Annotated in this window: 18 protein-coding genes and 1 pseudogene; 10 read left to right on the top strand and 9 right to left on the bottom strand. The window is 71.4% G+C overall.

Going from position 1 to position 21,818, the window contains the following annotated elements:
* Positions 1–16 precede the first annotated feature (16 nt).
* The 4 genes from ABFX50_RS39920 to ABFX50_RS39935 all read right to left on the bottom strand — a co-directional run bounded on the left by ABFX50_RS39920 (position 17) and on the right by ABFX50_RS39935 (position 5,787).
* On the bottom strand, positions 17–1,432 hold the full coding sequence (locus ABFX50_RS39920; protein WP_346154086.1) for a hypothetical protein: 1,416 nt from the start codon (positions 1,430–1,432) through the stop codon (positions 17–19).
* A gap of 14 nt (positions 1,433–1,446) precedes the next feature.
* The gene (locus tag ABFX50_RS39925) at positions 1,447–3,228 is read right to left on the bottom strand and encodes a hypothetical protein (protein ID WP_346154087.1); all 1,782 of its coding nucleotides are present in this window, start codon (positions 3,226–3,228) and stop codon (positions 1,447–1,449) included.
* 24 nt (positions 3,229–3,252) lie between these two features.
* Complete coding sequence (locus ABFX50_RS39930; RefSeq protein ID WP_346154089.1) at positions 3,253–4,434, bottom strand: DUF8094 domain-containing protein; 1,182 nt, start codon at positions 4,432–4,434, stop codon at positions 3,253–3,255.
* Positions 4,435–4,827: 393 nt separating this feature from the next.
* On the bottom strand, positions 4,828–5,787 hold the full coding sequence (locus ABFX50_RS39935) for a helix-turn-helix transcriptional regulator (RefSeq protein ID WP_346154091.1): 960 nt from the start codon (positions 5,785–5,787) through the stop codon (positions 4,828–4,830).
* A gap of 63 nt (positions 5,788–5,850) precedes the next feature.
* On the opposite strand from ABFX50_RS39935, the gene ABFX50_RS39940 reads away from it, so the two are divergent.
* The 5 genes and pseudogenes from ABFX50_RS39940 (at position 5,851) to ABFX50_RS39960 (ending at position 10,094) form a co-directional block, all read left to right on the top strand.
* Positions 5,851–7,119: an epoxide hydrolase family protein gene (locus tag ABFX50_RS39940; protein WP_346154093.1), complete on the top strand. Its 1,269-nt coding sequence runs from the start codon at positions 5,851–5,853 to the stop codon at positions 7,117–7,119.
* 127 nt (positions 7,120–7,246) lie between these two features.
* Positions 7,247–8,249 (top strand): annotated as a pseudogene (locus ABFX50_RS39945) (winged helix DNA-binding domain-containing protein).
* 102 nt (positions 8,250–8,351) lie between these two features.
* Complete coding sequence (locus tag ABFX50_RS39950; protein WP_346154095.1) at positions 8,352–8,708, top strand: MerR family transcriptional regulator; 357 nt, start codon at positions 8,352–8,354, stop codon at positions 8,706–8,708.
* A gap of 97 nt (positions 8,709–8,805) precedes the next feature.
* The gene (locus ABFX50_RS39955; RefSeq protein ID WP_346154097.1) at positions 8,806–9,447 is read left to right on the top strand and encodes a GNAT family N-acetyltransferase; all 642 of its coding nucleotides are present in this window, start codon (positions 8,806–8,808) and stop codon (positions 9,445–9,447) included.
* 200 nt (positions 9,448–9,647) lie between these two features.
* Complete coding sequence (locus ABFX50_RS39960) at positions 9,648–10,094, top strand: tautomerase family protein (protein ID WP_346154099.1); 447 nt, start codon at positions 9,648–9,650, stop codon at positions 10,092–10,094.
* Positions 10,095–10,100: 6 nt separating this feature from the next.
* Here ABFX50_RS39960 and ABFX50_RS39965 read toward each other — a convergent pair whose 3' ends face one another.
* Positions 10,101–13,673: a discoidin domain-containing protein gene (locus tag ABFX50_RS39965; protein WP_346154101.1), complete on the bottom strand. Its 3,573-nt coding sequence runs from the start codon at positions 13,671–13,673 to the stop codon at positions 10,101–10,103.
* Positions 13,674–13,972: 299 nt separating this feature from the next.
* Between ABFX50_RS39965 and ABFX50_RS39970 the strand changes: the two genes are divergently transcribed.
* The 5 genes from ABFX50_RS39970 to ABFX50_RS39990 all read left to right on the top strand — a co-directional run bounded on the left by ABFX50_RS39970 (position 13,973) and on the right by ABFX50_RS39990 (position 18,450).
* Positions 13,973–15,037, top strand: coding sequence for a sugar ABC transporter substrate-binding protein (locus ABFX50_RS39970; protein ID WP_346154103.1), 1,065 nt, complete (start codon positions 13,973–13,975; stop codon positions 15,035–15,037).
* 62 nt (positions 15,038–15,099) lie between these two features.
* Positions 15,100–16,074 carry an ABC transporter permease gene (locus ABFX50_RS39975; protein ID WP_346154104.1) on the top strand — a complete coding sequence of 325 codons (975 nt, stop codon included), beginning with the start codon at positions 15,100–15,102 and terminating at the stop codon, positions 16,072–16,074.
* Entirely contained in the window at positions 16,071–16,847 is a 777-nt protein-coding gene (locus ABFX50_RS39980) for an ATP-binding cassette domain-containing protein (protein ID WP_346154105.1), read from the top strand. Before ABFX50_RS39975 ends, ABFX50_RS39980 begins: the two co-directional genes overlap by 4 nt.
* A gap of 35 nt (positions 16,848–16,882) precedes the next feature.
* Positions 16,883–17,764, top strand: coding sequence for a sugar phosphate isomerase/epimerase family protein (locus ABFX50_RS39985; protein ID WP_346154107.1), 882 nt, complete (start codon positions 16,883–16,885; stop codon positions 17,762–17,764).
* Complete coding sequence (locus tag ABFX50_RS39990; RefSeq protein WP_346154109.1) at positions 17,761–18,450, top strand: nucleoside/nucleotide kinase family protein; 690 nt, start codon at positions 17,761–17,763, stop codon at positions 18,448–18,450. The genes ABFX50_RS39985 and ABFX50_RS39990 overlap by 4 nt, the downstream gene beginning before the upstream one ends.
* 73 nt (positions 18,451–18,523) lie before the next feature.
* On the opposite strand, the gene ABFX50_RS39995 is transcribed toward ABFX50_RS39990, so the two are convergent.
* From ABFX50_RS39995 to ABFX50_RS40010, 4 genes are read right to left on the bottom strand one after another with little or no spacing between them, the layout of a single operon-like run.
* Entirely contained in the window at positions 18,524–19,321 is a 798-nt protein-coding gene (locus ABFX50_RS39995; protein WP_346154111.1) for a class I SAM-dependent methyltransferase, read from the bottom strand.
* Positions 19,318–19,959: a maleylpyruvate isomerase family mycothiol-dependent enzyme gene (locus tag ABFX50_RS40000; RefSeq protein ID WP_346154113.1), complete on the bottom strand. Its 642-nt coding sequence runs from the start codon at positions 19,957–19,959 to the stop codon at positions 19,318–19,320. Before ABFX50_RS40000 ends, ABFX50_RS39995 begins: the two co-directional genes overlap by 4 nt.
* A gap of 26 nt (positions 19,960–19,985) precedes the next feature.
* On the bottom strand, positions 19,986–21,242 hold the full coding sequence (locus ABFX50_RS40005; RefSeq protein WP_346154115.1) for an RNA polymerase sigma factor: 1,257 nt from the start codon (positions 21,240–21,242) through the stop codon (positions 19,986–19,988).
* Between the two features lie 5 nt (positions 21,243–21,247).
* Complete coding sequence (locus tag ABFX50_RS40010) at positions 21,248–21,577, bottom strand: YciI family protein (protein ID WP_379506797.1); 330 nt, start codon at positions 21,575–21,577, stop codon at positions 21,248–21,250.
* Positions 21,578–21,818 lie beyond the last annotated feature (241 nt).

A 21,818-nucleotide genomic window follows, 5' to 3' on the forward strand; every position in this document is an offset into this window, starting at 1 on the left:
GTCCTTTCGCAAGGGGTCAGCAGGTCTTCCATCGGATGCGGGTGGTGAGCGAGTCGGAGGGGCCCTGGACGGTCAGCACGACCTCCGTCGGTGACGGGTCTCCGCACCAGTGGCGAAAGCGCAGCGCCCGCACCCGGATGACGGCGGGGTCGCCGTCGCCCGAGGTGCCCGTGGACGGGGTGACGGTCAGCCCCGGCGCGGTGATCCGCCAGCTCACCGGCTCGCCGGGGACGTTCAGCGTGATCGTGCCCCTGCCGAAGTCGTCCAGCGCGATCGAGGGGGGAAGCGTCAGCCGGCCCGCGAGGGCGTCGTCGCCCGCCGAGGGGGTGAACGTGGTCTCGGGGGGAGACTCCGGCGAGGGGCCGAGGACCTGCAGGCCGGTGATCATGCCTGCCGTACCGGCGACGAGCATGATGGCGGCCTTGACGGCCGTACGGCGGGTGCGCGCGCCCGCAGCGGCCAGCGCCTCGGGCAGCCGGGACCTGGGCCTCGGCTCGGGCGGCGGCGAGACGGCCTCGGCCGGCTCCTCCCGCGCGGGCCGGCCGGGCGGCGGGCTGGTCGCCTGGTCGGTGGGGGAGAGGACCTCACGGGCCCACACCCTGGAGGCCAGCGCGTTGAACAGCGGGGTGTCCTGGCCGGGGGTCGGGATGGCGGGGGGCCGCACGTCGAGGTCCTGCCCGGCGGGCCGTCCCTCCGAGTCGGCGGGGGCGGCCTGGCGGGGGACCACGGGGGGAGCGGGGTCGGGCGCGGAGGGCAGCAGGCTCAGCACCTGCTCCCTGCGCGCGAGGCTCAGCGGGGCCACCGGCACCTGGTCGATCATCTGGGGAACGGTGTAGTGGATGTTGAAGGGCCGGTTGCAGGCCGAACACTCGATCATGTGCGTGAGCAGATCCGAGCGCGCCGAGGCGGACCCGTCGGGGAAGGCCGCCGCGGCCAGAGGGGGCAGCACCTCACAGGTGGGCCTGCCGCGCGAGAGCGCGTCGAGCCCGCTCACCAGCGTCTCGATGAGGTCCTGCGTCCTGGTGACCAGCCGGTGCGCCTCCGCCTCCGGCAGGCCCAGCGCGTACGACAGGTCGGCCAGGGTCAGCTCGTGACGGAACAGCAGCAGCAGCGCCTCCACGCCCAGCGGGTCGACCACCGCCCACGCCCGCTCCATGAGCTCGGCGTCGGGCAGACCCGCCCCCGTCCCCGGGTGGTAGCCGTCGCGGCAGGCGGGATCGGCCAGGCAGACGCGGCGCAGCGCCGCGATCAGCAGGCCGCGCTCGGAGACGCTCTCCGGCACGGCCGGCCAGTTCGACGCGCCGAGCGCGGCGGCGACCGCGGCGGGCGCGGCGGCCTCGCCCAGCCGGTGGACGGCGTAGTCCATGAGGTGGCCGCCGTGCTCGCGCACCCATGCCGCCGCTCTGTCAGGTCCGAGGATGGCGCTTCCCATGTCGTGAAGGGAGCTCATGGCCCCGGGTCCGGCTCGACGACGCCCGGCGAGCTCTCCGTCGAAGGGGCGCTGCCCCTGGTGGGATCGACCACCACGAGCTGCAGGTTCCGGTCGGGCAGACCGGTGAACTTGGTCCAGTTGCTCACCTCGCCGTCGGCCGGGTCGGCGTACAGCCACCGGATGAACGCGGGCCACATGCAGGAGTCGCGTGGCAGGTTGGCGGGCGAGGCGGCCGAGACGCCCATCGCCTGGAGCTGCTGCTGGCTGTAGTCGCGGCACTCGGGGGTGCCCGGTGGGGCGATGGTGAGGTCCCATTCGCCGTTGGCGTCGGTGTAGGTCCTGGTGCCGTCGAGGCCGAGCGCCTCTTCGGCGCGCCGCATCAGCTCGGGGTCCTGGAAGATCGGCAGGCTCTCGCCCTCGGCGGTGGCCGGGCGCAGGGTGGTGCCTTGGGGAGCGCGCGGCTCCGAGGTGGCGGCGGCCGTGCCCCGCGGCTGGGTGGGCCTGCCGGTGGCGGCCGGCCGCAGCGAGGTCGGCATGGACGGCTGTGAGGGCGTGGCCCTGGGCTTGACGCTGACCCTGGTGCTGGCCCTCGCCGAGGGCTGCGCCGACCTGGCGGGCGGGGGGCTCTTCAGGGTCGGCGGGGCGGGCCTGGCCGTGGGCAGCGCGGTCTGCGCGGGGTCCTCGCAGCCGGGGGCGATCCCTTCGCGGACGGCCGGCCGCAGCGCGCTGCCGTCGGGCCCCGTCAGCAGGCACTGGCGGTCGTCGGGGGGCCGGAGGGTGGGGGTGCCGCCAGGAGGACGAGCCGTGGGGGCCTGGTCAGGCGGCCTGACCGTCGGCCTCTGGCCGGGCTGGCTGTGACGCGGCTGGTCCGGAGGGTTCTGGCGGGGCTGGTCCGTCGGGTTCCTGCGCGGCTGGTCCGGAGGATTCTGGCGCGGCTGATCGGGAGGGCTCTGGCTGGGCCGGCGCGGCGGGCTCTGGCTGGGAGGGCGCTGGACAGGCGAGCTCGCGGTGGGCGGGCTCCCCGTCGCTCTGGCCCGGTCCTGGCCGCTCTGGCCCGACCGGCTCTCGTCGGCGGGACGGGGGCGCACCGGTTGGAGCGGAGGACGGCTGGGGACGGGCTCGACGGCCCGCAGCGTGCCCTTGGGGAAGGAGGTGGCGGGAGCGTCGGCCAGCTTCGGCGTTCCGGTCTCGATCGTGTCGTCGTCCCTGCCGGTCTCGGGCTTGCGCTCCCTGTCGGGCTCGCTCCTCCTCGTCGAGGCGGGGGTGTCCTGCGCGGGAGGGCGAGGAGCGGGCTGTCGCGGCTCGTTCATCCGCGTGGGCTGCGGCGCCTCGCTCCTCCTGGGCGCGGGGTCGGGCCGCTCCGACTTCTTCGGTTCCTGCGGCCGCTCCGACGGGGTGGACCGGTCCGCGGGGTTGCCGGGTCTCAGCAGGGGCGGCGAGGTCGTCGTCCCGTTGCCCAGCAGGGGGATGGACGCGCACGCCTCACCCGTGGCCTGGACCGCCAGCCAGTCGACCGTGGCCGCCAGGCACACCGGAGGGCCCGCCGCGCCGCCCGACAGGGTGCTGCCGCCGTCCGCGCCGGTGAGGGAGCGGGCGGTGAGACCTCCCGAGGCCGACGCGGCGGACTGCCCGTCCAGCTGGTAGGTCCCCGCGGCCAGGCGCAGGACCTCGGTCCTGGGCTCGGAGGCGCGGTCGTGGAGTACGCTGCCCAGCCCCGCCCCGGCGCCGAACACGCCGATCGTGAGTGCTGTGGTGACGACCGTTGACCTGGAAGGTCTGCGTGGGGATGTCGCCATGGTGCTCCTCTTGTCTTCGGTTCGTCAGGTGCCGTGGCTCTCCAGTACGTCTGTCCAGTCGCCCATGACCCTGATGGGCTCGGCGGAGCCGATCGGCGGGACGTGTGCCAGGTACATCCGCCCGTAGGTGGCGCTCGCCGTACGGGCGAACGAGCGGTTGCCGGTGCGGACGGCGGCCGGGCCCTTCAGCGTCACCGTGGTGCCGGGACGCTCGGCCCTGCGCACCTCGGTGGAGCGGGCGGAGTACCAGACGAGCGCGCCACCGTCGGTGGTCCTCAGCGCCCTCACCTGGCCGGTCAGCCGGTAGGACAGCTCCAGCTTCCAGCCGGCCTCACGCAGCTGGGCGCGCTCGCGCTGCCAGAGCTTCACCGCGGTCGACGTCCACGGCCCTTCGGCGAACCGCCCGTCCTCGGTGGCTCGTTCCAGGCTCCTCAGGTGCGCGAGCGCGATCTGTTTGGGCGTGCCGCGCAGGCCGGAGGTGAACTCGTCCAGGCTCGTGGCGTAGCCCTCGGGGTCGACGGCGATGGCGGGCAGATCAGGCGCGGGGTCGCGGGTGTCGGCGGTCGAGACCGCGAGCCGCCATCCCTTGCCGGTCCTCACCATCAGGTCGGTCACGCGCGCGACGCCCGGCTCGTGCATGGCGGCCACGAACCATTCGCCCGCCTCCGCCGTACGGCGCGGCACCCACACCTTGGTGCCCGGCCAGATCCCCGCGGGGACCTCGCTCTTCTGCAGCCTGGCGGTCTCGAAGCTCGCCTTGGTCATTTCCAGCGCGAGCCCCTGTTCGAGCGCGTCGACGGCCTTGTGGTCCAGCTTGAGCTGGGCCGCCGACAGCTCGCGCTGGAAGCGGTCGTGCACCCGCTTGGCCTCGGCGGCCGTGACCGCCGGCTTCGCCCCGTCCCCTCGCGACGGAGCGGCCGACGTGGCCGGGTCGACCGGCTGACCGGTCGACCCGGCCCGTGCCGATCTTCGATCGGGATCCGCCGCCGACGCGGTGGCCATGGGAACGGCCACCCCCGGTGAAGGCTCCCTCGAAGATCGAATCGCGCCGAGCCCGATCCCCACCGCGGCCAGCACGACGAATACGGTCCCCGCACCGATGATCAGCCGCCACGGGCCGGACGACAGCCGCTCGGGCTCCCACTCGGACTCCGGCGGCTGAGGCTGCGATCTGTGCCTGGCCATCGGGGGTGTGGGCGCGGTCATGGCTGTGTCATCGGAGTGGCCGGGCGGCCAGACCTGCCTATCGGGCAGGTCCGATGGATCATGGGACACAAACCCCGATATTAGACTTACTGCACGTCCTTTCAAGGGTCATAAATGTAGTAATCGAACTTTCCGGATCGTATTAGAACTATATTTCGCAATATCTATAGAGAAGTACGAAAAAGTATAATTCGCGGCCTTGACTGGATCCTGACTACGGGTTATGGCCTGCGGGCCCGGTGGGCCCAGCTTCGGACGTGCGATTGACCGGACAACGGCTGACCGGAATTCCGGCCGGCAGCCCTCCCCTCGGCGGCAGGGGGAGTGGCGCATATCGGTCCTCGCCTGAAGTCGACGCGCCGTGGAAAGGGTTATCGGTGCATTGTCGGCTCGCTATGTCGCCCGCACGGCACGCAGGCACCGCGCGGCCTGGGCGCGAAGAGCCTCGGCGAGCTCGGGCGGCCCGCTGACGAGGGTGAAGTCGGCGTCCACCGAGGTGATCATCCACACCAGCGCGGAAGGGGTGTCGGCGCCGACATGGAACAGGCAGTTGTGCTCGTCGACCGCCTCGACCACGCCCATGCCGGGCCAGATCCTGTCGGCGACCGCCTCGGCGGACTCGTGCAGGGTCACGGTCGCCTGGCACGGCCACGTCCGCGACGACAGCTGGTGCGACAGGTAGGTCGCGACGTCGCCGTCGGGCGGCTGCCTCGGCGCGAACCGCGGGCCGTACGGGGTGCGGGGGGTCAGCCTGTCCACCCTGAAGGTGCGCCAGTCGTCGCGGTCGGTGTCCCAGGCGACCAGGTACCAGTGCCGGCCGAAGCTGACGAGGCTGTGCGGCTCCACCGAGCGGGTGGTGACGCCGCCGCGAGGGCTGGCGTAGTCGAAGCGCAGTCCTTCGTGGCGGCGGCAGGCGTCGGCGATCGTCATGAGTGTGTCGGGGCTCACCGCCGGCCCTGTGGCGCCGACCCTGACGGTCGCCGTGTGCAGCGTGTTGACCCGGTGCCGCAGCCGCGAGGGCAGCACCTGCTCGAGCTTGGTCAGCGCTCGCAGGGAGGTCTCCTCGATCCCGGCCACCGAGCCGCCCGCCGCCGAGCGCAGGCCGACCGCCACGGCGACGGCCTCTTCGTCGTCCAGCAGCAGGGGCGGCAGCGCCGCGCCCGCCCCGAGCCGGTAGCCGGCGCTCCCCCGGGTGGCGTGCACCGGGTAGCCGAGCTCGCGCAGCCGCTCCACGTCGCGGCGGACCGTGCGTGAGGTGACTCCTAGCCGCTCCGCGAGCTCGCCGCCCGACCAGTCGCGATGGGTCTGCAGCAGCGACAGCAGCCTGAGCAGTCGTGCGGAGGTCTCGAGCATGTCCGCCAGTCTGCCGGATGCTTAGGACCGAATCTTTCCTAAGCGGGTCCTAGCGTCGTCGGTATGACGAACCCGCAGGGCATCAGGCCCTTCCGTATGGACATCCCGCAGGCGCAGCTCGACGATCTGCGCGCCAGGCTGGCCAACACCCGCTGGCCGGAGGAGCTGCCGGGCGTCGGCTGGAGCAGGGGTGTGCCGGTGGGCTACCTGAAGGAGCTCGCCGAGTACTGGCGCACCGGCTACGACTGGCGGGCGCACGAGGCGGCGCTCAACGAGCACCCGCAGTACCTCACCACCGTCGACGGGCAGAACATCCACTTCCTGCACGTGCGCTCGCCCGAGCCCGACGCCATGCCGCTGATGCTGCTGCACGGCTGGCCCGGCGGGGTCGTGGACTTCCTCGACGTCATCGGAGCGCTCTCGGACCCCCGCGCGCACGGCGGCGACCCCGCCACGGCCTTCCACCTGGTGATCCCCTCGCTGCCGGGGTTCGGCTTCTCCACGCCGCTGGCCGGGCCCGGCATGAGCGCGGCCAGGATGGCAGGGCTGCTGGTGCGGCTGATGGCGGAGCTGGGATACGAGCGCTACGGCGTCCAGGGCTACGACACCGGCGCGTGGGTCGCCCCCGAGATCGGCAGGCAGGACCCCGATCACGTCGTCGGCGTCCACCTCAACGCCATGCTCACCTTCCCCGTCGGCGCGGAGGGCGAGATGGACGCTCTCACCGAGGCCGAGCGGCGGCGCTGGGAGTCGATGCAGAACTTCAACGACGGCTACCTGCAGTGCAACTCCAAGCGGCCCCAGACGGTGACCTACGGGCTGCACGACTCGCCCGTCGGCCAGCTCGCCTGGATCGTGGAGAAATTCAAGGAGCTCACCGATCCCGAGGAGGGGCTGCCCGAGGACAGCGTCGACCGCGACCGCATCCTGACCGACGTCTCGCTGTACTGGCTGACCGGCACGGCGGGGTCGGCGGCCCAGATCTACTACGAGGAGATGTCCGCCAACGCCTGGAGCGCCTCGGCTGACGGCGCGAGCTGGAACGACGCCGCCTCGGGGGGCGGCCCCGGTGCTGACGGCGCCTGGGATGCCGGCTCCGGGGATGACGGCTCCTGGAGCGAGGGCGCGGGCGACTGGGCGGCCGCTCAGCGGGGGACGGTGCCCACCGCGGTGCTCGTCTCCGCCCACGACGTGACCGTCCGCCCCTGGGCCGAGCGTGACCACAACGTCGTGCGCTGGACCGAGCTCGGCACGGGCGGCCACTTCCTGTCGATGGAGGCGCCGGACCTGCTGGTCGCCGACGTCCGCGAGTTCTTCGCGAAGGTGGGCTGAGGTGGGCGCCCGCGGGCCGCGTTCAGGCGCCGCCGTGCTGAGCCCGCGGGCGCTCAACCGCGCGCCGCTGGAACGGCAGCTGCTGCTGCGCCGCGCGGACCTGCCCGTGAGCGAGGCCGTCGAGCGGGTGCTCGGGCTGAACGCCCAGGACCCCAACCTGCCCTACCTCGCGCTGTGGAGCAGGCTCGAAGGGTTCGCGATCGAGCATCTGACAGTGGCGATCGAGGATCGGTCGCTGGTGCGCTCGACGATGATGAGGGCCACCCAGCACGTGATGTCGGTGCGCGACTTCCGCCTCGTCCGGCCGGTGCTCGCGCCGTTGCTGCGCAGGGTGCAGCGCAACGCCTTCGGACGCCGCACCACGGGGATCGACCTCGACGCGCTGGTGGCGGAGGCGGGGGAGCTGCTCGCGGGCGAGCGGGTGCTCACCAGGCCCGAGCTGGGCAGGCTCCTCGCCGAGGGGCGGCAGGGCGCCGACCCCTCTCGCTCTCGGCTGGAGCGTGCAGTACCTGCGGCCGCTGGTGCACCCGGCTCCCAGCGGCACCTGGAACGTCCGCGGCGCCACGCCCTTCGCCTGCGCAGGCTGGACCGGCATCCGGCCGCAGGCGACAGCCGAGGACGTGCGCCAGATGGTCCGCCGCTACCTGGCGGCCTTCGGGCCCGCCTCCGTGTCCGACGCGCGGGCCTGGTCCGGCGTCGGCGGCCTGCGCGAGGTGTTCGACCAGCTGCGCCCCGAGCTCCGGGTCCACGCCGACGAGTCGGGCAGGGAGCTGTTCGACCTCCTCGACGCCCCTGCGCCGCAGGAGGACCTGCCCGCACCTGTGCGGCTCCTCCCGGAGTTCGACGCGCCACTGCTGGCCTACGCCGACCGCACCCGCGTCATGACCGACGAGGTCCGCCGCCAGGTCTGCGTGGGCGCGGGCGTGGCGGCCACCGTCCTGGTCGACGGTACGGTCGCCGCCACCTGGACGGTGTCCCGCAAGGGCGCTGTCGCCACGTTGACGGTGCACCCGCTTCGCCACCTGCCGCCCGCGGCCCGCGACGAGATCGAGACGGAGTCGGCCCGCCTGCTCGCCTTCATCCACCCCGACGCCGAGGAGCGCCGCATCCACCTCCTGCGATCCGCGTGACCTGCGAGCCGCCCGAGGCCGCGCGCAGGCCGGTGTCATCGGGCAACCGCGATGAGAATCCGGCGCGCGCTAAGGTGTCACATCGGTGTGAAGGAGGGGCACGTGCGCATCGGGGATCTCGTGCAGGCGACCGGGGTGAACCGGCGGCTGCTGCGCTACTACGAGGAGCAGGGCCTGCTCCACCCGGTACGGCTGGCCAACGGCTACCGCGAGTACGCCGAGTCGGACGTCGTCGCGGTGCGCGCCATCCGCACCCTGCTGGCCGCCGGGCTGCCGACCGCCGTCATCGCCACGTTCCTGCACTGCGTCCACGACCAGGACGAGCCGGTGGTGCCGCGGGCCTGCCCGACCGTGCTCTCCCACCTGCGGCAGGAGCGCGCCCGCATCACCGAGACGATCAGCCGGCTCGAGACGTCCCAGCGGGAGCTGGACGTCCTGCTGGAGGCCGCCCTCCGCTGAGCGTCCTGACCACCCGCGCCGCCACCCCGGCGGCGCCGAGGCGGCTGGGCTGTGATCGATTTCCTCGCCTCGACGAGCCGCGATAGCGTCCCGTCTCATGATCGAGGGGCACGGTATCGAGGGGCACGGTGACGAAGGGACCGCGCGGACGGCGGCGGCGATCGAGGCGTTCATGGCCGGCAGAGGAGGCTCCTCCCGCGTGGCCCTGCGCCCGCTCACCCGCCACGACCAGGACGAGTTCGTGGAGCTGGTGCGCGCCAGCGCGGACCTGCACCACCCGTGGATGTCGCTGCCCGCCACGCCGGAGGCGTTCCAGAGCTACCTCGGGCGATTCGACCACGCGACCGCCCAGAGCCTGCTGATCTGTGTGCGCGGCACCGGAGCCATCGCAGGCCTCGTCAACATCAACTCCATCATCCGCGGACGCCTCCAGAGCGCCTCGCTCGGCTACGCCGCCTTCACCCCCGCCGCGGGCAGGGGCTACATGTCCGAAGGCCTGCGCCTGGTGCTGCACTACGCGTTCGAGCAGCTGCGGCTGCACCGGTTGGAAGCCCAGATCCAGCCAGGCAACCACGCCTCCCTGAAGCTGGTCGAGCGCCTCGGCTTCCGCAAGGAGGGCTTCTCGCCCGAACTGCTGTTCATCGACGGCGGCTGGCGCGACCACGAACGGTGGGCCGTCACCGCGGGCATGATCGGCCTCACTTCATGGGATCCGCATCCGACTCTGCCCGTCCGCTGACCGTCCCACCTGCCGGATCGGCCTGCTGAGCGCGCGTGCGGCTGGCCAGGGCCGGACTGCGCCGATGTCCAGGGAAGGGCCCACGCTGTCATCCGTCGCGGCGTCCCTGCGGGCCCCTGTCTCCGCAGGGCTCGGGTTGAGATTCTGAACTCACTCGCCTAGTGTCGAGTACAGAATCTGTACTGACAGAGGAGTGGGACATGCCTTTCGTGGAACTGTTCGCCCCCAAGGGAGCTCTCGACGGCGAGCGCGGTCGGCGGGTCAAGGAGCGGCTGGTGGCCGAGGTGATGCTGGCCGAGGGCGCACCCGACAACGAGGCGGCGCGAGAGATCTCCTGGCTCGTGGTCAACGAGCCCCAGGAGTGGTTCGTCGGCGGGCGGCCGATCGCCGGCCAGGAGCAGCCCCGCTACGTCGTCAGGGTCAGCGTCCCTGCCGGCTCGCTCGACGACGACAAGCGAGCCGACATGATCCAGCGCATCACCCGGGTCCTCTCCGAGGGGGAGGAGGACCCGGGACGGCTCCACGACAAGCCGGTCGCCTGGGTGCACCTGATCGAGATCGCCGATGGCAACTGGGGCGCCATGGGTAAGATCTTCCGCTTCTCCGACATCATCGAGTACGTGATCGGCGCGCCCGTCCCGGGCTGACAGGCCCTACGGGGTGACCGGGATGTTGGTCAACCCCGTCGTGGCGTTGGCGACGGTGTTGGAGGCGTGGACGACGTTCAGGACGCCCGGGCACTTGGACGTGGAGGTGATCTTGATGGCGTACTGGCCGACGCCGCCGAGGTCGGAGCGGTTGTCCCGCCAGACGTTCCCGCACCCGTTCCGGAACGCCGGGGTGGTGGAGGGGTTGTGCGTCTCGTACCCGTTGGCCAAGGTGCCGGGAGCGGTGAAGGTCCCGGTGTTGCCTTCGATCAGGTAACCGACGCCCTTGGCGTCGATCCAGGAGTCCGCCGAGTTCTGGCCGCTGAGTCCGGTTCCGTTGAACGTGTTGCCCCTGATCACGCCGTCGAAGGTGCCCTCCTTCACGTCGACGTGCTCGGCGGTGACCTGGGGGCCGAGCTGGTTGTTCAGCACCTTGACGCGGTCGGAGCGGTCGGCGCCATCCGAGTTGCCGTGGCAGCCCCAGTTGGAGCCGGCCGAGCCGATGTACACCGCCTCGCCGTAGCCGGGCTGGACCAGTCCGGTGTGCGTGATGCGGGAGTTCTGGATCACCCCGTCCGCCGACGACCTCCTGAAGTGCACGGCCTCGTCCTCGACGTGGTGCACGTACACCCCGTCGATCGTGACATGGTGGGAGTTGTCCAGCACGATTCCCTTCTTGGAGTCCTTCACCGTGAAGCCGGTCAGCTTCCAGTGGGGCGCGTCGTACAGCCACAGGCCGTAGCCGGAGTCCCATCCGCCTCCAGGGGCGGGGCAGGAGGGCGCGGCGCCTGAGGGGCCGTCGTTGACCAGGACGGCGTTCGACGGGCCTGTCAGGGTGATGGGGGCGGCGGCGCTGCCCGCGCGCTGGGTCACGAACGCCCCGCGGTACTCGCCCGCCGCCAGCCTGATGGTCTGTCCTGGCCGGGCGGCGGCCAGGGCGGCGGTCAGCCCTGCGGAGGTCGAGACGTCCACGATGGCGCCGGGCGCGCCGCCGTCCGTGGTGCCGTAGATCTCGAACTCCCACAGCGAGTAGCCGTACGGCGTGCCGCGGGTCGTGCCGTACATCCGGACGTAGCGCCCGCTGCCGGTGACGGCCAGGTCGTCGACCGCCCCGTCGCCCGTGCTGGTGGAGTGGACGTCGGTCCACGTGGAACCGTCGGCGGAGGTCTGGATCTTGTAGGCCTTGCCGTAGGCGGCCTCCCAGGAGAGCCTGACCCTGGTGATCGTGGCCGTGGAGCCGAGATCGATGGTGATCCACTCAGGGTCGTGGCCTTCCACGCTGGCCCAGCGGGTGGCGCCGTCGCCGTCCACGGCCTTGCCCGCGGCGAACTCGGCCGCCTCTACGGAGGAGGAGGTGGCGGGTCTGCCCCGCGACAGCAGCCTCTCCTCTCCACCGGGACCGGCCTGGGTCGTGGCGGTGACGGCGGTGCTCGCGGGGGAGGTGTTGCCCGCGGCGTCACGCGCTCTGACGGTGTAGGCGTAGCCGGTCGAGGGGGTGAGCCCGGTGTCGGTGTGGGCGGTGCCGGTGACGGTGGCCGCCAGGGTGGCGCCGCGGTAGACGTCGTAGCCGCTCACGCCGACGTCGTCGGTGGCGGCGTTCCAGGCCAGCGACACGCTGGTGGCGGTGGCGCCGGTCGCCCGCAGGCCGGAGGGGGCGCTCGGCGCCGTGACGTCCTGGCTCGAGCCGGGGGACTTGAGGAAGAGCGAGCCCGACGGGTCGGTCATCGAGGCGTGGACCCCCGAGCCGGTGTAGTCGAGCGTCTCCCCGCCCGCCCAGTCGAGGATGGTGCTCCCATCGGTGGCCAGATGCTGGAATCTCGTGGGATCGGCGGCGGAGCTGCCGAACTGGTAGACCCGCTGCCGGTCGGGATAGTAAGCCTGGTAGGCCCCGCCCTGCGTGGTCTGCTTGGTCAACTGGTTGTTGTAGAAGACGTTCTGCGGGCCGCTGGAGCCCGACCACTTGGCCGCCTTGGGCCCCGCGCCCCACCAGATCGGCCACCAGGTCGAGTCGTCTACCCCGCCGCCGCCCTCCTCGCCGCAGTTGGCCTGGCAGTTCTTCGAGGCGTGCTCGTACGGCACCGCCACCCTGTTGCTCTCGAACAGGTTGCGTCGTTCCCAGCCTCCGTGCAGGTTGAGGTCGGAGTCGAAGTCGTTGCCGATCGCCACGTTGCCCGAGGCCGACCACTGGAAGGTGAAGTGGCGCAGGTTCCTGCTGGTGTTGTAGGCGTAGAGGGAGTCCCAGACGCGCGAGCCGCGGAAGTAGCCGTTGCCGCCCTTGCCCTTGTTCCATGAGCCGTTGAACTGCGACTCCTGGACCTGGATGTTCTTGGCGTTCTCGGTCACGACCGCGTGGGACCCTGTCATCCACGTGCCCACGCGCCTGATCCAGACGTTGGCCGCCCACTTCAGCACGATCCCGTGCTGGGCGTACTCGGGCGCCATGTTGCCGTAGTTGTGCACGGCGTCGGCCTCGTCGAGGTCGTGGACACCGCCGCCGAGCTTGGGCATGCCCGTCATCTCCTGGGTGAGGGTCAGGTCCTCGATGCCCACGCCCTGGACGACCTTCAGCGGGGTGACCCTGCTGGGGTAGACCGTTCCGCCGATCGCGGCCGAGCCGTCCGAGGTGGAGTTGACCGGCAGGTCGTACTCCAGGGGCTTGTCGATGACGAGAGTCCTGCCCGCGGGGTCGACCGAGGCGATCTGGAAGATCTGCTGGCGCATGTGCAGGTTCGTGTGGCGCGCGGTGTCGGTGACCGTCTGCTGCTGGTAGAACTTCACGCTGTTGGCCGCGCCGACCCAGAGGAAGCCGCCGGCCCTGAAGCGCGCCATGTCCGCGCTGGTGGCGAGCTTGATGAGCGTGCTGCCGGCGGCCGACGACTCACGCAGCGGCACGCCGCCCGCCCAGTGCTGGTTGACGCTGCCCTCGAAGAGGTCCTTGCGGTTGGCGGGGGCGGAGGCGTGGTCGCTCGCGTACCTGGTGTGCACGTCGCGGGTCTGGACGCGCAGCAGGCCGCGGCCCGGCCAGGTCCAGCCGCCCTTGCCCGCGCCGTGGGCCATGCCGTCCTCGTCCCAGTCGCTGCCGTCCTCGGTCAGGGTGTCGTAGCGGGTGTTGGCGTCGGGACGGAAGGCGAGGACGGTCTGGCCCATGCCCGCGCCTCTGAGCACCAGATAGTCGGCGTCCAGGGCGAGTTGCCGGGTGACCAGGATCCGGCCGGCGGGCAGCGTGATGGAGGAGAGCCTGGTGTAGCCGGCGGTCGGTGTGCAGGTCGTCCTGATCGCGTCGATGGCCGCCTGCAGGCCCGTGGTGGCGTCGCCGCCGTCGGCGCGCACGCCGTACTGGCCGGCCAGTTCGGCGGACGTGACGTGGCAGGCGGCGTCGGGGTGCGCGTCGGCAGGGCCGGGTAGGGCGGCGCCGCCCCGGTAGCCCGCCCTGCTCCAGTCGGGCAGACCCGCCACGGGAGCCCGCCTGTTGGCGCTGCTCAGGTCGGGGATCGCGGCGGCGGACGCCGGCGGGTGCTGGGCGACCACGGTGGACAGGACGACGGCCCCAATCGCCAGCCATCGGGGGAGGTGCGACATCGGCAGTCCTTCAGGGGGGTGGATGCGCTCATTAATTAGGAAAATTTCCTAACTATACGGCGGAGGGTAGACATCCTGAGGCGCCGATGCAAGGCCCAAACCGGCTCCCGCGAAGGCCGGCGGTGCGCCGCGGGGCAGCCCAAGGATGTCGCCCGCACTTATGTTTGGCGGACCGCTATAAACAGGCAACATACTGGGCGCAATTCACGAAAGTTTCGATTTTTAACGTCAAAAGATGGGTTGTGTTATTTCACAAGGGAACCTTACGGTCATTCCATCGACGCTGAAAGGGGCATCCGATGCACGCGAACAGCAGGAATGGGCGCGCCGCGGCAGTGGGCGCGATCGTGGCCCTGGAGGCGCTCGTGCTGGGAGCATGCGCTTCCGGTGAGCCGGCCGGCCCTGGCGCCAGGGTCGAGGCGGCCGCGGCCGGCAGTCCGGCCGGCCAACCGAGGATCGCCGCTGTGATCAAGGGCCTGGACAACCCGTTCTTCCAGGCCATGAAGCAGGGCATCGACGACCAGGCCCGCGCGGGGGGCGTGACGGTCACGGTCCAGGCGGCCAACTCCATCACCGACACCACGGGCCAGGCCGACAAGCTGAACGGCCTCGCGGGGCAGGACTTCTCCTGCTACGTGGTCAACCCGATCTCCGGTACCAACCTGATCCAGGGCCTGGCCAGGCTCTCCATGCTGAACAAGACGGTCGTCAACATCGACAGCCCTGTCGACCCGGCCGCGGCCAAGAGCGCCAACGTCAAGCTGGCCACCTACATCGGCACCGACAATGTCGAGGCGGGCAAGATGGCCGGCCGGCGGATGACCGAACTGCTGCCCTCGGGCGGCGAGGTCGCGGTCATCGGCGGCATCGCGGGCGACGTCACCAGCGGCGCCAGGGTGCAGGGATTCCAGCAGGGCATCGGCCCCAATTTCAAGGTCGTCCAGACCGTCGCGGCCAACTGGGAGCGTCAGATGGCGCTCACCGCCGCGACCGACGTCATGCGGGCGAACCCGAACCTGGTGGGGTTCTTCGTCGCCAACGACGACATGGGGCTCGGGGTGGCACGTGCCATCGCCAACAGCGGCAAGACGGGCAAGGTGAAGGTCATCAGCGTCGACGGCAACAAGGACGCGCTGGAAGCGGTCAAGGCCGGCACACTCGACGGCACCGTCTCCCAGTACCCGTACGCGATCGGTCACATGGGAGTCGAGGCGTGCCAGGCCGCCGCGGCAGGCAAGACGCTCCCGCCCAATGTGAAGGCACCGGTCGAGATGATCACCAAGGACAACGCCGACCAGGCGCTGGCATCCACGCCCAAGCCGTTCGGCGCCTACGACGACCCGTTCAAGGCTCTCATCCAGTAGCGGCTACCACGTCGCGGCGATCCACCGGCGCAGGCCGGGGGCGGCGCGGCCAAGGGACAGACATGGCAAACGCAACGCTCGCCGCAGGCGATCGAGAAGCCTGGTCGGCCCGGCTGAAGGATCTGGGCTTCTGGGCCGAGTGGGCCGCCCTCGTGGGGCTGGTCGTGCTCGTGATCGTCTTCCAGGCGCTGAACCCGACGTTCCTGAGCGCGGGAAACATCGCGTCGATGCTGGTCGCCGCGGCGATCCTGATCATCCTGGCGGTGGGACAGACCTTCGTCATCGCCACGGCGGGCATCGACCTGTCGATCGCCTCCACCATGACGCTGGGCGCGGTCGCCTTCGGCCAGGCCTACGCGGCGGGGTGGGGGCTGGCGCTGTCGTGCCTGCTGGGGATCGTCGCCTCGGCCCTGGTCGGGGTGGCCAACGGCGTGATTATCGCCCGCGGCAAGATCACCGACTTCATCGTGACGCTGGGGACGCTGTCGGCTGCCTCAGGACTCGCGCTCATCCTGGCCGACGGCAAGCCCGTGACGATCATCGACCCGGTCCTGCTGAGCCTGTCGACAGGCGGTCTCGGGATCTTCGGCTGGTCGTTCGTCATCGCGGTCGTGGTCGCGCTGGTGGCGCACGTGATGCTCTTCCACACCCGGTTCGGCACCCACCTGCTGGCCACCGGAGGGGCGCCGGAGTCCGCGACGGCCATGGGGATCAGCACCGAACGCATCAAGATCGCCGTCTACACGATCAGCGGCACGCTCGCAGGACTCGGAGCGATCCTCCTGGTCGCGCGCATCGGCGCCGCCGAGCCCGCCGCCAACACCTCCTTCCTGCTCAACTCGGTGGCCGCGGTCGTGCTCGGTGGCGTCAGCCTCTTCGGCGGGCGGGGCACCATCATCGGCCCCTTCATCGGCGCGATGCTGCTGGTGGCGCTGGTCAACGGCCTGACCCTGCTCGGCGTCTCGCAGTTCTACCAACCCCTGGCCGTCGGCATCGTCGTGGTGCTGGCCGCACTCCTGACGAGGTTCCAGCGATGACCGCCCGACCCGAGCCCGGCACCTCGACCGACGGCGCGCTGCTGCGCTGTGAGAACGTCTCCCTGTCCTTCGGCAACGTCCGGGCCCTCGTCGAGGTCTCGCTGACGCTGCGGCGGGGCGAGATCACCGCCCTCGTCGGCGACAACGGCGCGGGCAAGTCCACGCTGGTGCGCTGCGTCTCCGGGATCCACCGGCCGCAGAGCGGACGCATCGTCTTCGACGGCGACGAGATCGACTTCCACTCTCCCGAGGACGCCCGCGAGGCGGGCATCGAGACCGTCCACCAGACCCTGGCCCTCGTCGAGGACCTGACGGTGTGGCAGAACCTCTTCCTCAACCGCGAGATCGTCCGCCGTCTGGGCCCCGTCGCCCTCCTCGACCGGCGGGCCATGCAGGCCCGCTCGAAGGAGATGGTCTCCACGCTTGCGGTCAACGTGCCCGCGGTGCGCTCACGCGTCCGGCGGCTCTCCGGCGGCCAGCGTCAGGCCGTCGCCATCTGCCGCGCCGCGGGTTTCAGCTCCAAACTCGTCATCATGGACGAGCCCACCGCGGCCCTCGGCGTCCAGGAGACCGCCCGCGTCGAGGAACTCATCTTCAGGATGCGCGAGGAGGGGCACTCCGTCCTGCTCATCAGCCACAACTTCGTCCAGGTCATGCGGCTCAGCGACCAGGTGTGGGTCATGCGCGCCGGCCGCTGCGTCGGCGGGCGCCGTACGGCCGAGACGTCCGGCGAGGAGATCGTCGCCCTCGTCACCGGCGCAGCCGGCCAATGAACACGACCCCAGCACCACGAGAAAGCACCCATCTCATGACCACTGACACCAAGACCAACCAGATCGGCGTGCACGCCCTGGTGTGGGCCGGCGACACGAGCCCGTCCTCGCTGGCCTACGCGATCGAGAAGACCAAGGCCACCGGCTTCGACCTGCTGGAGATCTCCCTGCACGACTCGGCGAACCTCGACGTCGTCGCCGCGCGCGACGCCCTGCGCAAGGCCGACCTCGGGGTGGCGTGCTCGCGAGGCCTCGCCTTCGACGCCGACGTCTCCAGCGACGACCCGTCCGTGGTGGAGCGCGGCGAGAAGCTGCTGCACGACTCTCTCGCCGTGACCGGCGCGCTCGGAGGCACCCACTTCACCGGCGCCCTCTACAGCGCCCTGGGCAAGTACGACCACCCACTGACCACCGCGGGGCGCCGTAACGTGGTGTCGGTCCTGCGCGGGCTGGCCCAGGAGGCCCAGCGGAAGGTCATGACGCTCGGCCTGGAGATCTGCAACCGGTACGAGACCAACGTCATCAACACCGCCCGCGACGCGCTCGTCCTTGCCGACGACATCGGTGAGGACAACGTCCTCATCCACCTCGACACCTACCACATGAACATCGAGGAGGACGACCTCGTACGGCCCGTGCACGAGGTAGGAGACCGGCTCGGCTACGTTCACGTCGGTGAGAACCATCGCGGGTACCTCGGCTCCGGGCACCTCGACTTCACCTCCTTCTTCCACGCGCTGGCAGACATCGGCTATGCCGGGCCCATCACCTTCGAGTCCTTCTCCTCCGCGGTCGTCATGCGAGGTCTGTCCAACGATCTGGCCATCTGGCGCAACCTGTGGTCCGACGGCGAGGACCTGGCACGTCACGCCCACGCCTTCATCACCGAGCACCTCCACACGAGCCGATCACGATGACGACACTCGACGAACTGGCGAACCGGGCCCGCTCCCTTGTCCGTGGCGGTCACCGCGCCCTGCTGGGCATCGCGGGCGAACCCGGCTCTGGCAAGACCACGCTCGCCGAGAACCTGGTCGCGCTGCTGCGGCGCGCGCCGCCGGTCGGCCTGCCGCAGGGGGAGTGGGTGGCGTACGTGCCGATGGACGGCTTCCACCTGGCGGACGTCGAACTCGACAGGCTCGGGCGGCGCGACCGCAAGGGAGCTCCCGACACCTTCGACGCCGCAGGCTACGCGGCGCTGCTCGGGCGTCTCCGGCAGGACGAGGAGGACGTGGTCTACGCGCCCGCGTTCGAACGCGATCTGGAACAGCCGATCGCCGGAAGCATCCCGGTCGAGCGGCCGGCCAGGCTGGTCGTCACCGAGGGCAACTACCTGCTGCTCGAGCAGGGCGACTGGGCGCGCGTGCGGCCCCGGCTGCACGAGGTCTGGTACTGCGATCTCGGCTCGGACGAGCGCGTGCGCCGCCTCGTGGCCCGCCATGAACGGTTCGGCAAGGATCATGACGCAGCCGTGGCATGGGTGCTGGGCACCGACCAGCGCAACGCCGACCTCGTCGCCACCACCCGCGCCCGTGCCGACCTCGTCGTCCCCGACACCCTCCTGCGCTCGATCGGCTACCGGGACCGGGCATTGATCGACTGACGACCGAACCGGCTCCCGGCACGCGGGTGCCGTCCGCCACGGCTCCCGCACCGACGGCCGGCCGGGATCGGGGCTACCGGCGGCGGGCGACGATCAGGCGGGCGTGCGGGCGGTGATGCCACTCACCGGCGGGGGCGCGGCTCAGGAACTCCTCGCGCAGCCGGTCGACGAACACCTCTCCTCGGGCGGTGGCGAGCGCGCGCAGCGGCCCGGAGCGGACATAGGCGTCGAAGACGGTCGGCGCGTCCACGTGGGACATCGGGTACGGCACCCGCTCGTCCCTCTCGACGGCCGCGCCGGCGGCCGTGAGCGCCGCCGTGAGCCGCTCCTCCCACGAGCCGTCGCCCGGCGGCACGTGCCGGCCGAGCACGTCCTTCATGAGCGCGAAAGGCCCGTCGAGCTCGGTGACATCGGGCCAGAAGACGACAGAGAGCCGGCCCGCGGGGCGCAGCGCCGTCACCCATGACCGGACGGCGAGTTCAGGCTCGGGAAGCTGCTGGAGACCGAACACCGACACGACGGCCCCGCACCTGCCCGACCAGCGTGGGTCGAGCGTCGAGGCGTCGCCCTCGACGACGCTCACGTTCGGCCACGGGACGGCCCGCTCACGCGCCCTGCGCACCATCCCCTCGGACAGGTCGATCCCGACGATCTCACGAAGGGGAAAGTGCTCGATCAGCGCGTCGAGCTCGGGAAAGGTTCCGCAGCAGGGCACCAGGACCGGCCCCTCGGGCGGCTCGGAGGTCGTGACCGCCTCCACCGCCGCCTCGACCCAGGGCGCGAAGCGGGGGACGAAATAGGCGTCGTAGCCCTCGGCCGCCTCGTCCCAGCCTCTGGCCACCTGGGCGAACTGTTCGGCATGATCCTTCATCGCCCGCCCAGCCTGGCGGCGATCCGCTGAGCGCCCGACCCCGACAGGGCAGCCAGCCCACTCACCCGCCCCGTCGCCAGGAGGAGCAGGTCACCCGCCGGCCCCCGCACCTCGTCAGGACCCTCGCCTGCCGACCAGTCCAGGTCGGTCGCGACCAGCCTCGTGCCGAGGAAGCGCTTGCGGGCGCCGTAGAACGAGCTGTCGTGGACGTGGGCCAGCGCCGCCATGACCGGCCCTTCCGGCATCTCGCGCAAGCGCCCGAGCGGCCGCGCCACGTCCTGCCCGTGCACGAGCGCGTCGACGAGCGGGTCCATCGGCCCCGCGCCGAGCGCGCGACGCGGTGAGCCCGCCGTCTGCCTGAACTGCGCGACGAGCTCGGCCGGCGTGAACCTGGCCGCCCGCTCCCTCGCCTGGTCGGCCACCATCGTGTTGAAGTCGCCGCGCGCCCTGATCACGCCCCCGATCGTGCCGAGCAGCGTCGAGCGCGTGGACATCGTCAGGTGAGCGGCCACGTCGTGCACCGTCCAGCCGGGACACAGGGAGTCCGACTCCCACTCGTGCGCGCCGAGATCGTCCAGTAAGTCGGCGAGGCTGAGCCGTTCGGCCTTCAGCCAGGAAAAGATCTTGTCTCTGTCCACGTTCGATTCTCCTCGTCGGATGAGGTTCAGGCGCCGGGCGTCTCGACGGCGTGCAGTCTGCGCCGCAGGTGCGCCCGCTCGGGTTCGGTGCCGGCCAGCTCCAGCGCCTCCCTGTAGGCGGCCGCGGCCTCGGGGAAGCGGCCGAGCCTGCGGAGCAGGTCAGCCCTTGCCGTGGGGTAGGGGTGGTAGCCGCGCAGCCTCGGCTCGTCGGCCAGCTCGTCGAGCAGCGCCAGGCCGGCCTCGGGGCCGTCGCGCATGGCGAGCGCCGCGGCCCTGTTCAGCGCGACGACGGGGGAGGGCGCGAGAGCGACAAGCACGTCGTAGAGCGCCACGATCTGCGGCCAGTCGGTGGAGGCGACGTCCGCGGCCTCGTCGTGCAGAGCGGCGATCGCGGCTTGCACGCCGTACGGGCCTGGCGGGCCGCCGGTCAGCGCGACGAGCACCAGGTCGCCGCCCTCCTCGATCATGGACTGGTCCCAGCGGTCGCGGTCCTGCTCGTCGAGCAGCACGATCTCGCCGTCGGGCCCCGTCCTGGCCTCGCGCCTGGCATGGACCAGCAGCATCAGCGCGAGCAGGCCCGCGACCTCCCGCTCGGAGGGAAGCAGCCTTCGCAGGATCCGGGCCAGCCTGATGGCCTCCTCTGCGAGGTCGAGCCGCTGCAGCCGAGCACCCGAGCTGGCCGCGTAGCCCTCGGTGAAGATCGAATAGATGACCTGGAGGACCCCTGGCAGGCGCTCGGGCAGCTCGTCCGAGCCGGGCACGCGGAACGGGATGCGGGCCTGGCGGATCTTCTTCTTCGCCCGCACGATCCGCTGGGCCATCGTCGCCGACGGCAGGAGAAAGGCCCGCGCGACCTCGGCGGTCGTCAGCCCGGCCAGGCAGCGCAGAGTCAGGGCGCCGCGGTCCTCCGCCGCGAGAGCCGGGTGGGCGCAGGTGAAGAACAGCTGCAACCTCTCGTCGGGCAGATCGCCTCCGGCGTCCGCGGGCGGGGCGGGCGCGGCCCGATCCGCCTCCACCTGCAGGACGGCGAGCCTGGCGGCGTAGGCCTGGTCCCGCCGCAGCCGGTCGACGGCCTTGCGGCGCGCCGTCGTCAGCAGCCAGGCCCCCGGCCTGTCGGGGACGCCCTCGACAGGCCAGTGCTCCAGCGCCGCCTCGATGGCCTCGGACGTGACGTCCTCGGCCAGGTCGAGGTCGCCGAAGCGGCGGACGAGAGTGGCCAGCAACCTGCCGCGCTCCTCACGGAACACCCACTCCACCGACGACTCGACAGGCCTCTCGTCCATGGCCGTCAGAGCCCGAAGTCGGCGATCGGCCGCACCACGACCGACCCGCCGTCGCGCGCCCCCGGGCAGCGGGCGGCCCAGTCGAGCGCGACATCGAGGTCGGGCACGTCGATGACGTAGTAGCCGCCCAGGACCTCACGGGTCTCGGCGAACGGCCCGTCCGTGACGGTCCGCTCTCCCGACGGGCCGACCGTGACCGTCGTGGCGGTGGTCAGGTCCGCCAGCGACTCCGACGAGACCCTGATCCCCGCCTCGCGCACCGCCTTGTCGTAGGCCATCCAGTCCTCGACACCGCAGGCGGGATCGGTCGTCGCGCCGCTGTAGATCAGCAACATGTACTTCAAGGCAGGGCTCCTTTGTCTACTGCGTGTCCTCGCCTGGCGAGGCGCCGTACGGAATGACGACGAACGGGACCCGCCCCCATCGACACAGCCCCCGAATTTTCTCAGCACGAGTTTTCTGTGACGCCGGCGGTCAGGGGATCCCGGCGATGCGGCGCGGCGCGACAGGCCACGGTGCGACCGAGGCGGGGGTGTGTCATCCGCCGACGAGTGCACGATGAAGTGCGAGATCCTG

It is taken from the genome of Nonomuraea recticatena (assembly GCF_039533245.1).
GTDB classification, from domain to species: domain Bacteria; phylum Actinomycetota; class Actinomycetes; order Streptosporangiales; family Streptosporangiaceae; genus Nonomuraea; species Nonomuraea roseola.

What these genes read in the sequence shown, in the direction of transcription:
- ABFX50_RS39920 (WP_346154086.1), bottom strand. Translation starts at nt 1,432, where the DNA reads ATGGGAAGCGCCATCCTCGGACCTGACAGAGCGGCGGCATGGGTGCGC.
- ABFX50_RS39925 (WP_346154087.1), bottom strand. Translation starts at nt 3,228, where the DNA reads ATGGCGACATCCCCACGCAGACCTTCCAGGTCAACGGTCGTCACCACA.
- ABFX50_RS39930 (WP_346154089.1), bottom strand. Translation starts at nt 4,434, where the DNA reads ATGACCGCGCCCACACCCCCGATGGCCAGGCACAGATCGCAGCCTCAG.
- ABFX50_RS39935 (WP_346154091.1), bottom strand. Translation starts at nt 5,787, where the DNA reads ATGCTCGAGACCTCCGCACGACTGCTCAGGCTGCTGTCGCTGCTGCAG.
- ABFX50_RS39940 (WP_346154093.1), top strand. Translation starts at nt 5,851, where the DNA reads ATGACGAACCCGCAGGGCATCAGGCCCTTCCGTATGGACATCCCGCAG.
- ABFX50_RS39955 (WP_346154097.1), top strand. Translation starts at nt 8,806, where the DNA reads ATGATCGAGGGGCACGGTATCGAGGGGCACGGTGACGAAGGGACCGCG.
- ABFX50_RS39960 (WP_346154099.1), top strand. Translation starts at nt 9,648, where the DNA reads ATGCCTTTCGTGGAACTGTTCGCCCCCAAGGGAGCTCTCGACGGCGAG.
- ABFX50_RS39965 (WP_346154101.1), bottom strand. Translation starts at nt 13,673, where the DNA reads ATGTCGCACCTCCCCCGATGGCTGGCGATTGGGGCCGTCGTCCTGTCC.
- ABFX50_RS39970 (WP_346154103.1), top strand. Translation starts at nt 13,973, where the DNA reads ATGCACGCGAACAGCAGGAATGGGCGCGCCGCGGCAGTGGGCGCGATC.
- ABFX50_RS39975 (WP_346154104.1), top strand. Translation starts at nt 15,100, where the DNA reads ATGGCAAACGCAACGCTCGCCGCAGGCGATCGAGAAGCCTGGTCGGCC.
- ABFX50_RS39980 (WP_346154105.1), top strand. Translation starts at nt 16,071, where the DNA reads ATGACCGCCCGACCCGAGCCCGGCACCTCGACCGACGGCGCGCTGCTG.
- ABFX50_RS39985 (WP_346154107.1), top strand. Translation starts at nt 16,883, where the DNA reads ATGACCACTGACACCAAGACCAACCAGATCGGCGTGCACGCCCTGGTG.
- ABFX50_RS39990 (WP_346154109.1), top strand. Translation starts at nt 17,761, where the DNA reads ATGACGACACTCGACGAACTGGCGAACCGGGCCCGCTCCCTTGTCCGT.
- ABFX50_RS39995 (WP_346154111.1), bottom strand. Translation starts at nt 19,321, where the DNA reads ATGAAGGATCATGCCGAACAGTTCGCCCAGGTGGCCAGAGGCTGGGAC.
- ABFX50_RS40005 (WP_346154115.1), bottom strand. Translation starts at nt 21,242, where the DNA reads ATGGACGAGAGGCCTGTCGAGTCGTCGGTGGAGTGGGTGTTCCGTGAG.
- ABFX50_RS40010 (WP_379506797.1), bottom strand. Translation starts at nt 21,577, where the DNA reads ATGTTGCTGATCTACAGCGGCGCGACGACCGATCCCGCCTGCGGTGTC.